Annotated in this window: 11 protein-coding genes; 4 read left to right on the top strand and 7 right to left on the bottom strand. The window is 44.1% G+C overall.

What is annotated here, in order from left to right; all coding sequences use genetic code 11:
- The first annotated feature begins 17 nt into the window (after positions 1–17).
- Positions 18–491 carry an FKBP-type peptidyl-prolyl cis-trans isomerase gene (locus tag SOO65_RS06280; RefSeq protein WP_321398477.1) on the top strand — a complete coding sequence of 158 codons (474 nt, stop codon included), beginning with the start codon at positions 18–20 and terminating at the stop codon, positions 489–491.
- 56 nt (positions 492–547) lie between these two features.
- Here SOO65_RS06280 and SOO65_RS06275 read toward each other — a convergent pair whose 3' ends face one another.
- Both SOO65_RS06275 and SOO65_RS06270 read right to left on the bottom strand, forming a co-directional pair.
- Positions 548–1531, bottom strand: coding sequence for an enolase C-terminal domain-like protein (locus tag SOO65_RS06275; protein ID WP_321398475.1), 984 nt, complete (start codon positions 1529–1531; stop codon positions 548–550).
- Positions 1528–2136: a YiiX/YebB-like N1pC/P60 family cysteine hydrolase gene (locus tag SOO65_RS06270; RefSeq protein ID WP_321398474.1), complete on the bottom strand. Its 609-nt coding sequence runs from the start codon at positions 2134–2136 to the stop codon at positions 1528–1530. Before SOO65_RS06270 ends, SOO65_RS06275 begins: the two co-directional genes overlap by 4 nt.
- A 200-nt stretch (positions 2137–2336) precedes the next feature.
- Here SOO65_RS06270 and SOO65_RS06265 point away from each other — a divergent pair, with 200 nt between their 5' ends.
- The 3 genes from SOO65_RS06265 to SOO65_RS06255 all read left to right on the top strand — a co-directional run bounded on the left by SOO65_RS06265 (position 2337) and on the right by SOO65_RS06255 (position 6916).
- A complete protein-coding gene (locus tag SOO65_RS06265; RefSeq protein WP_321398472.1) occupies positions 2337–4613 on the top strand; it encodes a hypothetical protein in 2277 nt (758 codons plus the stop codon).
- Positions 4613–5293: a M15 family metallopeptidase gene (locus tag SOO65_RS06260; protein ID WP_321398470.1), complete on the top strand. Its 681-nt coding sequence runs from the start codon at positions 4613–4615 to the stop codon at positions 5291–5293. Before SOO65_RS06265 ends, SOO65_RS06260 begins: the two co-directional genes overlap by 1 nt.
- Positions 5294–5533: 240 nt before the next feature.
- Positions 5534–6916, top strand: a complete 1383-nt coding sequence (locus SOO65_RS06255) for a hypothetical protein (protein ID WP_321398468.1) — start codon at positions 5534–5536, stop codon at positions 6914–6916.
- Positions 6917–6951: 35 nt separating this feature from the next.
- Here the strand turns inward: SOO65_RS06255 and SOO65_RS06250 are convergent, their stop codons facing one another.
- The 5 genes from SOO65_RS06250 to SOO65_RS06230 all read right to left on the bottom strand — a co-directional run bounded on the left by SOO65_RS06250 (position 6952) and on the right by SOO65_RS06230 (position 14067).
- Positions 6952–7371, bottom strand: coding sequence for an acyl-CoA thioesterase (locus tag SOO65_RS06250; protein WP_321398466.1), 420 nt, complete (start codon positions 7369–7371; stop codon positions 6952–6954).
- Positions 7371–8885: a hypothetical protein gene (locus tag SOO65_RS06245; protein WP_321398464.1), complete on the bottom strand. Its 1515-nt coding sequence runs from the start codon at positions 8883–8885 to the stop codon at positions 7371–7373. Before SOO65_RS06245 ends, SOO65_RS06250 begins: the two co-directional genes overlap by 1 nt.
- A 184-nt stretch (positions 8886–9069) precedes the next feature.
- Positions 9070–10806 (bottom strand): hypothetical protein, encoded by a 1737-nt coding sequence (locus SOO65_RS06240; RefSeq protein ID WP_321398462.1) that lies wholly within the window; start codon positions 10804–10806, stop codon positions 9070–9072.
- A 115-nt stretch (positions 10807–10921) separates the two neighbouring features.
- On the bottom strand, positions 10922–13210 hold the full coding sequence (locus SOO65_RS06235; RefSeq protein WP_321398460.1) for a hypothetical protein: 2289 nt from the start codon (positions 13208–13210) through the stop codon (positions 10922–10924).
- A 128-nt stretch (positions 13211–13338) separates the two neighbouring features.
- Positions 13339–14067 (bottom strand): hypothetical protein, encoded by a 729-nt coding sequence (locus SOO65_RS06230; protein WP_321398458.1) that lies wholly within the window; start codon positions 14065–14067, stop codon positions 13339–13341.
- Positions 14068–14156 lie beyond the last annotated feature (89 nt).

Below are 14156 nucleotides of genomic sequence, written 5' to 3'. Positions count from 1 at the left end.
TAAAATTTGGAGAACTTATGAAACGTGTTATTGGCTTCCACTACACCCTTACTGACAAGTCAGGCCAAACTCTAGACTCTTCTATCGGTGATGAGCCTCTTTACTTCCTTGAAGGCGCTCAGCAAATCATCCCAGGACTTGAGTCTGTCATCGCTCTTATGAATGCAGGTGATAAACGTAAAATCGAAGTTAAAGCAGCTGATGCTTACGGCGATATCAATCCAGAACTAGTTGTAAAAGTTAAAAAGACTCAGTTCCCTCCTGGTGCTGAACTTAACGTTGGCGATCAGTTCCAAGTGAACAATGACGCTCACTCTCCAGTTTTCACAATCATGGCAATCGACACTGATGAAGTAACTGTTGATGGTAACCACCCAATGGCCGGCAAAGATCTTTTCTTTGACGTAGAAATCGTTGGTATGCGTGAAGCTACTAAAGAAGAGCTTTCTCACGGTCACGCTCACGGTGCTCACGGACACGGTCACCACTAAAATTTCAAATCTATTGAGATTTACCGTAGGCGCACGAAAGTGCGCCTTTTTTTTGTCTAGTTTAGAGAAAGAACACCGTCAGCTTCACTTACAAGCTTGAACGGTTCGTCTTTGATGAGAAGAAATCCATCCAGATCCACGTATTCAACCATTCCGCCGAATAGCATCCCGTAAGAGATACCAATCGTGGTTTCGATCATACAGCCCATCATGGCGGTCATGTTGTGATTTTTGGCGTCGAGAAGAAGTTCCTTCGCTTTAAGGAGCGAGCCTGTCTTCATAAGCTTGATATTCACTGCATGGAACTGCTGAGAGAGTTCGCTAAAGTCGCCTACGTCCTCGATTGATTCGTCCGCCAAAAGCTTATAAGGAGTTTTCTTTTTTAATTCTTTGTACTCATTAACCATGGAAGACGGGAACGGTTGCTCGATTAATTCAATGTTCATGCCTTTGAGCGTTTCCTGAAAGCGCATAAATTGATCGAGGTCCTTCCAGCCTTCGTTGGCATCTACACGAAGAGGAACATTGGAATGCTTTCTGATTTCCTGAAGCATCTCTGCGCCAGTGTCAGCATCCACTTTGATTTTTAGTGATTTGAAACGAGTTAATGGTGCCAGGTAATCTTTGATCTCTCCTACCGGTGTAATTGGCATAGAGAAAGATGTCGCCACTGAAATGGGCTTCGGCAAGGACAAGTACGTTGAGAGGGACTGATTATTAAGAGCTGCGAGATAGCTCATGAAAGCTGACTCGATACCGAAACTCAAAGAATGGAATAGTTTAATCTTTGAGAGAATCTCCACCAACGCAGGGATGGATTTAATGGATTCGATATCAACCTGGGTCGCCCAAGAAACAAATTGATCTTCAATGGATTCTGCTGTTTCACCATAACGAGAGTTAGGTGCAATCTCGGACCTGAAGTTTCCAATCCCCGTCTCTAGATGAACGATGAAATTCTTTTTGAAGGTTGTCTGATTTCTAGAAAGTTTCCAATTCACTTTTAGGTCTAAGTGAATTTTCTCTAACCAGATTCTCATAGCTTTCCTACTTCGTAGAACAAATTAGACTTTTCATAATCAGGAGGAGCATTTCCAATTTTGCCATCTGGTGGGTTACCATTAAAGTAACGAATCCAGTGCTCACGATAGATATCGTACTTCATCATTTTCGTTGGAAGTTGAATTCCTAAGAATGAAGTTAAATATTTTGTAATCAGTTCAGAACAATAATATTTCTCTTTTCCGTTCTCATCGAAATTGTCCCAGAGGAAATCTTTATCATAAGAGTGATTAGCGAAGTTGTCCTGGAAATGACGGAAGAACTCAACTCTGTAAGTCTGAAGGTAATTTACAATCGACTGATCTCTGAAGCGTCTATGAGACACCTGTTGACCTTTTTCAGTGTGAGACATGAACTCGGCCAGAGTTGAAACGCGGACGGCCCCTAGTGCTTCAACAATTTTAACTTCAGGCCGAACTTGAACCACTAGCCCCATATGGGAATAGATAGAACCTTCCTGGGCCTCGATAAGACTGCAGGTCCAGCAGTTTAACGGCTGAAGAAGAATGTCCCCAACTTTAAGGTCATTTGCCCACGAAGATAGAGGGAGGACCAAGATCAGGGTAAGAATAAGCTTGTTCATAAATGCCAACTTTTAAAGTCAACATTCTAGCCTTCTCGAATTAATAAGCCCATTCCATTCTTGCCTTATAACCCATTGATTTTTATGGGCTATTTAAGCCCCCAAAACTTAAGAACTTAAAGGGAAAAGTCTGCGCTCTAGGGCGGCACTTGGGGGCAAGTTATAATGATTCAAATAGTTTGAATGACAACGAGGACCCTATGAAAAGATTCTTCAGCCTACTAAGCCTGTTACTGTGTTTTGAACTCATCGTGAGTCCAGTGGCACCGTCTCTAAGCCTTCTAGGACAAGAAGCATACGCCGAAAGTTGCGCCGCTGGTTTTACCTGGGACGCCAACCTCAATCGTTGTTTGACGAAAACTGAAACGGCCAACGTGATGAACGCAACCATGAATTGCGGTAACGATGTTGAATGTTACAAGAAAAATGCTGAGCAAGTGTTTCAGAAAAATGTTGATGAAGGAAAGGCACCGGAGAGAAAAGAAAATAATCAGTTCATGAGTACGGTTGGTGGGATTGCTGCCATTGCAGGACCGCTAACCATGGCGGTTGCTGGTATGGCAAAGAACATGAGTACGTGCACCTCAGTTTCTTTTTGGGCAATGGTGGGTGGTTCAGCTGCCCTACTAGTTGGTGATACGTTGGCCAACTTTCAGCACAAGAAGCGACTTAAAGATATCAAAGATGAATGGGGTAAAATTGTAAATCCCGAGCAAGCGAATGGCGACAAAGATAAAGAAAGAGAAATCAGTATCGAAGCACAAAGTCAGTCATTTGAAATGTTGGCCAAGGCAGAAGACTCTTTAGCGAAGGCTGCAAAGATGAAAAAGACCTTCTTCACTATCGCTGCACTTGCTTATGGAGTATCGACAGTTGCAGCTGGCCTTGAGATCGCTTCAGACTCTGCAACTTTCGGAACAACTGCCGTCGGAAATATTTGCAAACCATCAAGTGCGTCCATTGATCAGAAACAAAACACTTTTCCCGGTCAACTTCCACCAATCGAAAAAAGTCTCTTCCAGTACTACACAAAAAATGAAGTAAACAATATTGGGCTTGAACATAAGTTTTACTCAAATCTTGAGCAATCAGAAGATTTAATTTCTTTTTTAGTCAACCGCAAGGCACTTGAAGAATCTAATCAATCTCCTAGTATTGAATACTATCTATCAATGAAAAAATCACTATCAAATGAATCACCGGTTGAAGAAGAAATTTTTCAGATCTTCAAAGAATTTTCAATTTCATTTGTTAAAAATATTTCACCAGTTTCAAATGCTTATGCTGAAGACTCAAACGCTGCCAAGTCTTTCAAGGAAGATGATGGTAAAAGCTCAAATGTACTTGTTACTGCTGCTGTCGGTGGAGCGATAGGCGGAGTTGCAGGATATGCTATGAGCAAAGAGCTTGCTGCAAAAGTTATTACTCCAGTCACAAGGGCGGCATTTTCAGGGGTCATGACTGGCTGGACGGGTATTATGGCGGCCCATGCTGGTTCACAGGCCGAAGCATCAACTAAGCGTGCTGAACTTCTTCGTAAAATGAGAGATGAATTCGCTTCTGCTTCTGGCGCCATTTATGCCTGTAAATCAGAAGACAGAAATGACCCATCTAAACCTAACTGCTATTGTTATACTCCAGACAACCAAAGAAATTCAAATCGCGGCAGCTCAGCTGTTTGCCAAAAATTATGGGCCGGAAGAGATTTCACATCAGGTAACTATCTATCCTCAACCGCAAGTGCCAGAACCTGTATTAACAGTGCCGGCGCTGCTGATTCTGCCTGTACTTGTAAAACATCAAAGGGCGGTTGTATGAAAGTTAGCCTTTCAGGATTGAAAGGAATTAGCCCAGGTACTTTCTCAATGCTTTCTCAGTCACTAGACCCTGTAAATAAAATCTCGGATGGTTCCCTAGATGCGGCCAACATCAACTCTGCGGCCCTTGATAATCAGGCAGCGAGAATGATTGACCTAAGTAAAAAAATGGCGAATAGCAAAGCTTTGGCCAAGGCAAAAAAAGACATTGATAAACATGCCAAAGATATTAAAGCAGGTCTTACTAAGGCGAGCGCTGGTTTAAGCAGCAACAATATGCTTGGTAGTACAGGCTCATCTCAGATGCCAGCTAACGCAGGCGAAGCCGCTGCCATGTTGGAAAAAGAAGTTTCTGATGCTGAAATAAATAAAATCGGTGGCAACTCTGGAACTCTTGCAACACCAGAATCTGGTTCATCAAATGATCCTGCCCTTGATTTCGGCCTGACTGCTGATCAAGGAGCTGCACAGGAAAGCCAACTTGCAGAAGTCATGAAACAAGATCTGGACTACGGCCAAAGCGACATCAACCAAGGTTCTACGACAAACATCTTTGAGGTTTTAAGTAACCGTTACCAACGTAGTGGTATGAGACGTCTCTTCGATGAGAAAGGTGTTACTCAACCGGAAAAAGCCGCTTCAACTGATATCTCACAATAATGAACGTCGACATCTTACTAGGAAAAACAACTGAACACTTGGTGCCCCTTCCGGGCACTAAGTTTTTAATCCATAAACTCATGCTTCAAGATTTTCTTCTGCTTCAGAAAGAGGCCAAGGAAGAAGGTTTTGATCTTCAAGTCATCAGTGCTTTCAGAGACTATGAAAGACAACTTAAAATCTGGAACCTGAAGGCCAGTGGCCAACGACAGCTGATTGATGATCAGGAACGACCATTAGAATTCTCTAAACTCTCCCCTCTTGAAGTGATGTTTGCCATTCTCCGATGGTCAGCACTTCCAGGATGCTCACGACATCACTGGGGCACCGATATTGATGTCTATGATGGAAATACTCAAACTCCTGAAGAAGTAAAACTCGTGCCCTCTGAAACAATTGGTGAAGGTCCATCAGCGCGCCTACACGACTGGCTTGATTCACGGATGAGTACTAATAATGCTTTTGGTTTTTATCGTCCGTATGCCACTGATCGCGGTGGAGTTTCGCCTGAGAGATGGCACATCAGTTATCATCCCCTATCTCGAAGATGCTTGGATAATTTCACATTCTCACTCTTTAAAAGAAATCTTGAAGAGAGTGATATCCTTCTGAAAGAGCAATTACTCGAGAACGCGGATGAGATTTTTCAGCGTTATTTCCTTAACGTAGACCTTCCTTAAGATCTAATTTAGGGTCAATGTGACTCCGAATCACAGGTGCGTTCTGATACTTCTTACATTTCAAGAAGTTAGTGCATTTTTTTTTGAAATTATTACACCTCCATTTCGTTAGTATTTCTACCAACTTAGAGTGCTGTCGTCATAGGTCATCAACGCTGTAAGTAAAATCTCGTTCAATAACTCATTTGAAATCGGTACAAAAATAAGATCGATTACTTATCTCATGAATGGAGAGACGTTATGAAAACATTAACCGCGTTCGTATTCTTGTTGTCTACGCTTGTAGTACATCAAGACGTAGAGGCCCAGACTCGTGGACCTCGTTACAACCCACCATCTGGTGGAAGTCGTCCAGGTGGATCAAGTGCTCCGTCACGTCCATCACCAGGTCCTTCTCGTCCTACGCCTTCAACGCCGTCTAGACCATCGACTCCGTCTTACACAGGTGGATCGGGTTCAGGTTCATCAACGCCTAGAGGCCCTCGTTACAATCCAACTCCGGCACCTTCTAGACCAACTCCAACTACTGGCGGATATACTCCGGCTCCTCGTCCGACGCCTTCACGTCCGGTTCCGTCGACTGGTGGTTACAATCCTTCACCTCGTCCGACTCCAGGAAACACAACGGGTGGATATACTCCTGCTCCTCGTCCGACAGGGCCACGTTACAATCCTACACCATCGCGTCCAGTTCCAACGACTGGTGGATACAATCCTTCACCACGTCCGACGCCGTCGCGTCCAGTTCCGACAACTGGTGGGTACAATCCTTCACCTCGTCCGCGTCCAGTTCCAACGACTGGTGGATATAATCCTTCACCTCGTCCAACTGGTCCTCGTTACAATCCTTCTCCGCGTCCGACGCCAGGTGGAACATACCGTCCTACACCTTCACGTCCAACGGGTCCTCGTTATAACCCAACTCCGAGCTACCGCGTTCCTGGATACAATCGTCCGGTGGGCCCTCGTTACAATCCACCGAGACCAACAACAGTTACTCGTCGTCCGGTTGTAACTTACCGACCAATTCAAACGAACTACGGTACTCGTTACTATCACCGTCCATACGGCTACACTCCAGTTCGTTATGTAACGTATTACCATGCTCCATACGCAACTCCGTACTACAGCTCGATTCGTTACTACCGCACATATGACTGGTACACTTACGTTTATCGTACACATCCTAATTATGTTTACGCTCACTGGATCTTCTATCCAGCGACTGGTTACAACAATGGTTACTGGACAATCGATAACTACCCTTACTACGTGTACAACGGTTACAGATACCGTTACTCAACAAACGATTACTGTAACTATCAACTCGTAGATCAAAACGATCACCGTGTGGTTCAAACTTACTGGAACCAAATCTGTAATACTGGTTATGACTCTTGTTCATACGAACGTGACCGTTTGAACTCACAAATGGGTGAATACCGTTACTTCTGTTCTGAGACTTATCGTGACTATGGGTATGACACTACGACACCTAGTTATGATGATAACTACTACGACTCAGAAGATGACAACACATGCTCGGACAATAACCGTGATGGAATGTGTGATGATTACGAAAATACCTGTTCAGATGCAAACAACGATGGGTATTGCGACTAAGACACAAAAAAGAAGGGCCCGAATTCGGGCCCTTTTTATTTTAACTTAACTCCACAAGCTTTTAACCAATCTTCATTAGCAGAAATCAACTTCCGTTCTTTCATATCGAAGAAGCCCACGGTAAATGTGGCCTCAGAAGCGACCTTTCCGTCGGCCTTGATCATCGACTGCTCAAGCACCATGATTTTAGGGCTTACAATTTCGAGGGTACGAGAAAGAATCTTGATGGTCTCACGGTTCTTTAATTCGCGTTTAAAGCGCACTTGAAGGTCGAGGATAACAGGACCTATCTGGTGCTTTTGCACGTAATCTAATCCGAATCCATTTTTAGTGATAAAGTCCCAGCGGGCCTCTTCATACAACTGCACATAGGCAGCGTTGTTTACGTGGCCGAAACTGTCGAGGTGAAATTCGCGGATGAGCACCTCGTACTCAAATTGGGTATTTTCGTTCATTACTCTAGATTATTCGCTTCAATCCGTTTGTCAGCTTGAATTTGTCCATAGCGCTTCGAAATCTTTTGGAACAGTCCAGAGGCCGCGCCATCGATGTCACCTGAAGCGATTGAACGATCTTCTTCAATACCGCCGCTTGATTTTGCATCAAACAAACTTGCGAATGGGTTCTTATCGTCTTTGCCGCCTTTAATTGCAGAGAATCCTCCACCACCAGCGGCGTTATAGTTACCAGAGGCCTTTGTTGCTTTTAAGCTCGCCTCTTTATCACCATCTTTTTCGGCACCAGCAAGGTCACTACCAAGAGACGCTGAACCACCACCGCCTCCACCACCTACACCGCCGCCTCCGCCACTTGAAGCGTTTCCAGCTTGCATTGAAGCAGCAGCAGCAGGATCTAAAATTCCTTTTGCTTCCTTAGCTTCTTGTTCAAATGGAGATGTAATGCCGGCCACGTTATCAGTTGGTAGATTAGAGGCCGCGCCTTCTTCACCGAAATTATCAGTACCGGTTCCCATATCAAATGCGTTGTTACCAGAGCCACTTCCGAAATTGAAATCGCCACCTGTGTATGATTCACCCGCAACACGGTTACCTGGTTTCGCACAGGCAGGATCAGTTGGATTGAATGTACAACGAGCAACCATCACGTCTTGATCTTCTTGTTGTACGGCCGCTTTCGCCTTCTCAACCGTGTCTGCTGAAGTATCGTATTGTTTCATGGCGATACCGGCAGCGATGGCCTTTGCTGTGTATGTTGTAATGGCCTGAATAAGAGCACCTTTCTGGTCTTCATTTGCCGCAATCACACTTTTATTATTGGCCGCAACAGTGGCACAGTCATTACTGACTCCAGTCTGGCCCGTTTTTTCATCTTTTCCTGTACAAGCTTTTTTGATTAAATCCTCTGCGCTTGGCCATCTTGCATAGGTTGTCCCAAGAGCTGTAACAGCAGCACCAAATGCTATCATCTTCTCTTGCTGCATTTGTTTTTGGTGTTTATTACTTTCAATGGCGGCATCAAACATTCCAGTTTGAGCATCACCTTGTGCTACTTGCTTATTTGCTTGTTTTTGAATGTTTGTATTTTTAACGTCAGTTCTAATTTGCTGTTGAAGTTCCATGGCAGCCTCAGCGTTCACCACGAAATTTAATGCAGAGGCAGCACTCTTACAGGGCTCAAAATCCATTGTATAACCAGCAATTTTTTTACACTGAATTTCACCTTTCATTGATGAGGCAGTATCAGTCGCCGTGATTGATCCACCACCGGCCTTCTTAGTGATGTCTTCTAAGACTTTACATTCTGCCAAAGCAGCATCCATTTTCTTCTGATCAACACCCTCTTTCTGAACATAATCGGCGGCAGTATACTCTGAACACTTTGCGGCCTTAGGATCTGCAGCTGATTGCCTTCTCTTGGGAGATGTATTTTCACCCTGCTGCTCATTATCCGCAAATGCAGACAGAGAAATTCCCATCATTACTAAAACAGCCAGAGTTTTCATATTCATAAAATTCTCTTTTAAAATATCCTATTGGGCTTATCGGATACTTAGTTAAAATCTTGATTTAATTATAAAACTGAAAGCTTTTCTGACCTAGAAAGGGCGCCTCAAAACTCATCAAAATCAGCCAGTTAGCAATAAAAAAGCCCCTTCATGAGGGGCTTTTTATGACTTAGAAACTTGGCACTTTTTAGTTAGATGGAGCTGGGGCCGCCAGCGGAGGATTGACTTCCTTGCGCTGGAAGAATCTGTTGTAGTTCAGGAAGTAACGATTCGAGACTTGTTTAAAGATCGAGGACTCGCTTTCGGCCGAAATATCGCCCTTGGCGGTTGTGAAGTTTAACTCCTCACCTTCAACTTTCTTCATACCTAATACACCAAGTGCTTCTTCAGCATTGGCGATTCCAAGAGAGTCTTCTGTGATTGAACCCAGCCCTGAAGCATCAGCACCGACCGGAGTTACTTCTTGAGCAGGCGCCTCAGCACCTTTTGCCATTTCACTTAAATCAGTATTGGCCGTTGTATTAACTGGAGAAACTTCTGCTTCGCCTTTAGAGCTTGAACCACTTGTGTCTCCAAGACCGGCAACAGTTAAGTTACCAGCGCCTGGATTTTGCTTATTAATGGCATTGTTCAATGCCGTTACTTGTCTCTGTAATTCACCATTGATATCGATTGGTTTTTTACCATCTTTTTTCATCTGATCATTTAATTTCTTCATGAGTCCGTCTTTAACGGCATCCATTCTACCGGCCATGTTGGCAAGCTCACCAGCAGCGAGATCGGCCTTGCCCATATCTCCGTTCGCAACAGCTTGTCCCATATCTGTCGCAAGATTTGATACAGACTTCAGAGTTGGAAGGTCCATGTTCGCCTCAAACTTAGGACGAACAAGCTTGATTGAATTTTTACAACCGCTCTCAGAGTAGCTCATTGAACCATCACTTCCGCGAGAGAAACATTGTTTCTTGGCCTCTGTACCTTGAGCAAGTTTAGAAATTTCATATGGCTTTTTACTTGGATCCGTAGGATCTGAGCCTTCACCGTTTGCACCGGCGGCATTATTAGTTGAAGAACCTTCAGCAAGTTGATTTGTAGCCTGGCTATTTGCTTTGAAGGCATCTCTGACTTTTTCAAGATCAGCAAGGCGCTTCTTAGACTCACTTTCTTCTTTAGCTAATTCACTATCAATCATCATGACGAGGGCAGTAGCAGCAGCAAAGAATGCAACTCGACCTGGAGCTGTATCCAGGATCATGATCGCCTTATCAGCAATCTCTGCACCCATTCCTACATAAGTTAAAATAGCTTGCACGGCCACTCCTAGAGCAGCACTGATAGCAAATCCTTTCAGTGTACCACCAGAGGACATCGCGGCCCCGTAGGCCATGGCGATGGCCATCACAAGAGGAGTATGGCTTGGGTCAGGAGCACAAGCACCAGACCAGTCTTTATTGATCCCTACTGGAAACGGCATTTGCCACCAAATTTCAAGAATGGCCATTGCAGTTGCGGCAGCATAAATGGCCTTAGTTGCCATCATCCATTTACGACGTTTCTGAATGAATTCGAGAGTCGATTTTTCGTCTTTAATTCTTTCTTCGATGGCGGCCATTTGATAATCGCCACCCTCTTTCATATTTGCTTTTAATTGATCAAGACTTTGAGCTTGTGATTCAACGTCTTTGGTTTTTTTCTTACCACCGGCCACCTCTGCAGCAACGAATACAATACTGCCGGCCATATAAATCATGAGTGAAGGTTGCATAGAGGCCATCTTACATTTCGTGATGACCGCGGCCCCAACAACACCGTTGGCGATCCCAAGAACTTGCTTGGCCATTCCACCCATTCCGGCCGCCTGGGCAACAGGCATTGGACCGATGATTAAACTTAGACTCAAAATGACTGCAAATAATTTATTCATACAATTATTTTATCTTGGTTAATAAAACCCACTAAACATCATCATGATTAATACTTAAGTATCGGAAAACTGGGGGGGACTCTGTAGGATTATCTGCCAACAAAAATTCTCGAAGTTAAGGCGAGGCCGCCTTTTGACGACGAATGGAGATCTTCGAGTAATTCATAAAATATCGAGTAGATATCTGCTTAAAGATTGAGGAATCACTAAGAGAATTGATGCCATCTTCTTCGTTACCGTAGCGTTTCACACGGTTCTCAAGCTGAGCATATCCATTAGCACGGGCAGCTCGCAGGGCCTCAGGTGATAAACCATAAGGATTATCTTCTGTGATCTCGCCGCTATTTTGCTTAGAGAAAAGTGAATCCATTCCTTCTTCAGAAATTCCTGCTGGAAGGCCGGCGCCTGAAGCATCTTCTTTGAAATCGGCCAGTAATGATTTTTCATCTGGCATGACCATTCCTGCTTCATCTGCCCCAGGAGTGATATCACTCTTAATTGCTTCTACATTGTTGCTGGCGAACGTTTCGATTTTAAGGTCTTCGGATTTCTTTTTATCTGAAACTGAAGCGCTACCATCATTTAAATTTAAATCTGCTGCAGTGATATTGAGCTTATGTTTTTGAGCTTCTTTTACCATGTCCATTTGAATGGCAGCAACTTGATCGTTCAACTGCTGTTGATAATCTTTAAGCTCACCACTTTCCTGATCTTTTATCCCAGCAGTCTTTAAGATCTCGTTCTTTTCTTTCTGTAGATCAAGTGCAGTTTGTTTTAATTTAGAGGCCATGCTGCCAAGCTGACCAGCAATCGCATCGGCCTTATCGATGTTCCCATCACTCACCGCTTGGGCCATATCGATAGTGAGATTACCTGCGTTCTTAAGAAGTTCACCCTTATTGTATTTCACATCGAAAGTCGGTCTTGTGACTTTTAAAGGAGATGCACAGGCCTTCTCTGAGAAATCTACACTTCCGCCAGCATTAGAAATACAAGTTTTTGGTTTTGTAAGTGTGATGGCCTTTGTTCCGGGTGAGAGCTTTGTGACTTCATTTGGCTTCAGCGAACTTGAGTTGTTTGAAAGATTTACTTTTGAACCAGTGTTAACTTCAACACCATTAAAGTCTTTGCTGCCTGTCGTAGGCTGTCCAGAGTTGTTCGCGACATCAGCACCGATAGTCGTGTCATCATCGGTCTGCTGTCTGAACTGAGCGAGAAGTGCTTCTAATTTAGCAATGTTCTCTTCAGTGACTGAAATTCGAGAGGCATATCCGGCAGTCACTGCTGTTGCCAAAGCAGCAGAGATACCAAATGTAATTGATCTTGGAATTGGATAGTTATACATCGCCACAACCATTGACTGAAGCGATGGCACGAAGAACATAAGGAGCCCAGCAAGCATCACAATATAGCTCGTTGATTTAGCACCACTTGTGCGGGTAAGTGCCGTTGAGTAGGCCATTGAAATCGCCTTGGCAATAAGCATACCGCTCACTCCAGGAAGAGGCTGACAACCAGCATATGCAATTGCATGGTAAGACATGTGATAAGCAGCACAACCAGGAGCATATTGAGTCGCGGCCGCACAAGCAGTTAGTGAAACTGCAGGCGCAGCTGGGTTAGCAAAATTCGGCATAACTGCGGCCCAACCAAGAGGGGCCAGTGCCTGACAAGCAGCAAAGTGAGCTGCATAACACGCAGGATATTTCGGACCACAACCAGCGGCATATGCGGCGGCAAGACCGGCACAAACCATTGTACCAGAGGCTACACCCGCAGCAATTCCAGCGGTCTCTTCAGCAATCGCCATGGCCATTGCTGCAAAATAAATGGCGGTCACCGCAATCATCCAATTACGCTTTTTAATGAAGTAATCGCGAGTTGATTTTTCCTCTTTCAGGCGTTGCTCAAGCATGGCCTTCTGAACTTCCCCACCCTGTGACTTCAGCTTCTGTTCGATAGTTTTAATGTCTTCAATGCGACTATTGTGATCAGAGTTCTGTTGTTTTGCCCCAGAAAGTTCTGAAGCAATGTAAACCAGCGACCCCGCCATGAAAGTAATAATAGAAGGAATCTTTGCACCCAGAGCACACTGCTCAATGATACTTCCGCCGATGATACTGGTAGAAATGGCGAGGATTTGTTTGGCATAAAAACCAAAGCCACCTTCGTGCTGGGATTCAGAATCGTATTGAGGGTTCGATTGAGAATTCTCTGCCTGAGTTACACCACTAGCAATTGAATCTTTGGCAGTGGCCTTCTCTTCGGCTTTTTTGTCTGTCGTTGTTTTGGTTGTTGAGCTGGTTTGACTTGTTTCAGTTTTAGAGTGAGCTTCAGCATACGCCACATTAACGGGCGCTACTAGTAGTTGAAAACTCAGCAAGACTGAAAAAATTCGGCTCATAAGAACATTTTATCCAGAGAATCCGTTCTCCAGTGAATACTTCAGTTATGACTGTGGCGAAGTACGGAACCTCGGATAATTACATTCTCCGAGTGAAAACTGGAACGCCAACAATCGTTTGCATCTAATTACTTCTTAGGCTTTTTCTTTTTGTTCTTTAAGATCAGGCCGCCGACTGCCACGAGTACGATGACTGCGACGATCAACATCATGTCATCGCCACCATCACTATCACCGCCACGTTTTTTAGTTTTCCCACCAAGATCAACGGTCGAATTTGGATTGAAAGTAACATCGTTGAATTGAGGATCGCTTTCCTGAGTTCCCGATCTAAGATTTGCCATGTCGGCCTTCTTCTGACGGAAAACACGAAGAGTTGAAACCATCTTATCGATGATCGGTTGGTAAGTTGCATAGAGGTCTTTACTCACTGAGAAAGTAACTGCCACGCCCAGATCTTCTTTGACCGTAGCGAGGTAGCGAGTATAAAAACCAGGAACTTCTGAAGCAAGGTGAAGAGCATCTACCCAAAGGTGATTGTTAATCGTAGTTGTCTTTGTATTTTTTGGCTCTGAAACTTGTTTTTTCCCACCAGGAAGATTGTATTCTTTGTTCTTTTTGAGATAGGCCATGTATTGATCGATGGTGTCTTGTTCACCTCTGATCTTGGCCGCGAGAATGATGATTGATTCTTTTTTTCTATCTGCGTTTTCACTCTGACAAACGTATTCAGAACCTTCAAGAGCACACTCCCACCCAGCAGGAAGTTCAAACTCACAATACTTACTGGCAAATCTCTTCGCATGAAGATTTGAAGAAAAAAGAGCAGCTAAGATTAGAGAGAAAGCTAGCTTCATGGGCCATATCCTTAATTAAAGTCCGAATGCTTTGTTTAATTCTAACTAAAACTCAATAGGTTACAACTGCCGATAAGAATTGCCCAATC

It is taken from the genome of Peredibacter starrii (assembly GCF_034259205.1).
Lineage (GTDB): Bacteria > Bdellovibrionota > Bacteriovoracia > Bacteriovoracales > Bacteriovoracaceae > Peredibacter > Peredibacter starrii.
The sequence above is the reverse complement of the archived record's forward strand: the minus strand, read 5'-3'. Positions and strand labels throughout refer to the sequence as shown.

Excerpts from the sequence above, each read along its gene's own strand:
- SOO65_RS06240 (WP_321398462.1), bottom strand. The coding sequence starts at position 10,806 with ATGAATAAATTATTTGCAGTCATTTTGAGTCTAAGTTTAATCATCGGT.
- SOO65_RS06255 (WP_321398468.1), top strand. The coding sequence starts at position 5,534 with ATGAAAACATTAACCGCGTTCGTATTCTTGTTGTCTACGCTTGTAGTA.
- SOO65_RS06230 (WP_321398458.1), bottom strand. The coding sequence starts at position 14,067 with ATGAAGCTAGCTTTCTCTCTAATCTTAGCTGCTCTTTTTTCTTCAAAT.
- SOO65_RS06275 (WP_321398475.1), bottom strand. The coding sequence starts at position 1,531 with ATGAGAATCTGGTTAGAGAAAATTCACTTAGACCTAAAAGTGAATTGG.
- SOO65_RS06235 (WP_321398460.1), bottom strand. The coding sequence starts at position 13,210 with ATGAGCCGAATTTTTTCAGTCTTGCTGAGTTTTCAACTACTAGTAGCG.
- SOO65_RS06270 (WP_321398474.1), bottom strand. The coding sequence starts at position 2,136 with ATGAACAAGCTTATTCTTACCCTGATCTTGGTCCTCCCTCTATCTTCG.
- SOO65_RS06260 (WP_321398470.1), top strand. The coding sequence starts at position 4,613 with ATGAACGTCGACATCTTACTAGGAAAAACAACTGAACACTTGGTGCCC.
- SOO65_RS06250 (WP_321398466.1), bottom strand. The coding sequence starts at position 7,371 with ATGAACGAAAATACCCAATTTGAGTACGAGGTGCTCATCCGCGAATTT.
- SOO65_RS06280 (WP_321398477.1), top strand. The coding sequence starts at position 18 with ATGAAACGTGTTATTGGCTTCCACTACACCCTTACTGACAAGTCAGGC.
- SOO65_RS06265 (WP_321398472.1), top strand. The coding sequence starts at position 2,337 with ATGAAAAGATTCTTCAGCCTACTAAGCCTGTTACTGTGTTTTGAACTC.
- SOO65_RS06245 (WP_321398464.1), bottom strand. The coding sequence starts at position 8,885 with ATGAATATGAAAACTCTGGCTGTTTTAGTAATGATGGGAATTTCTCTG.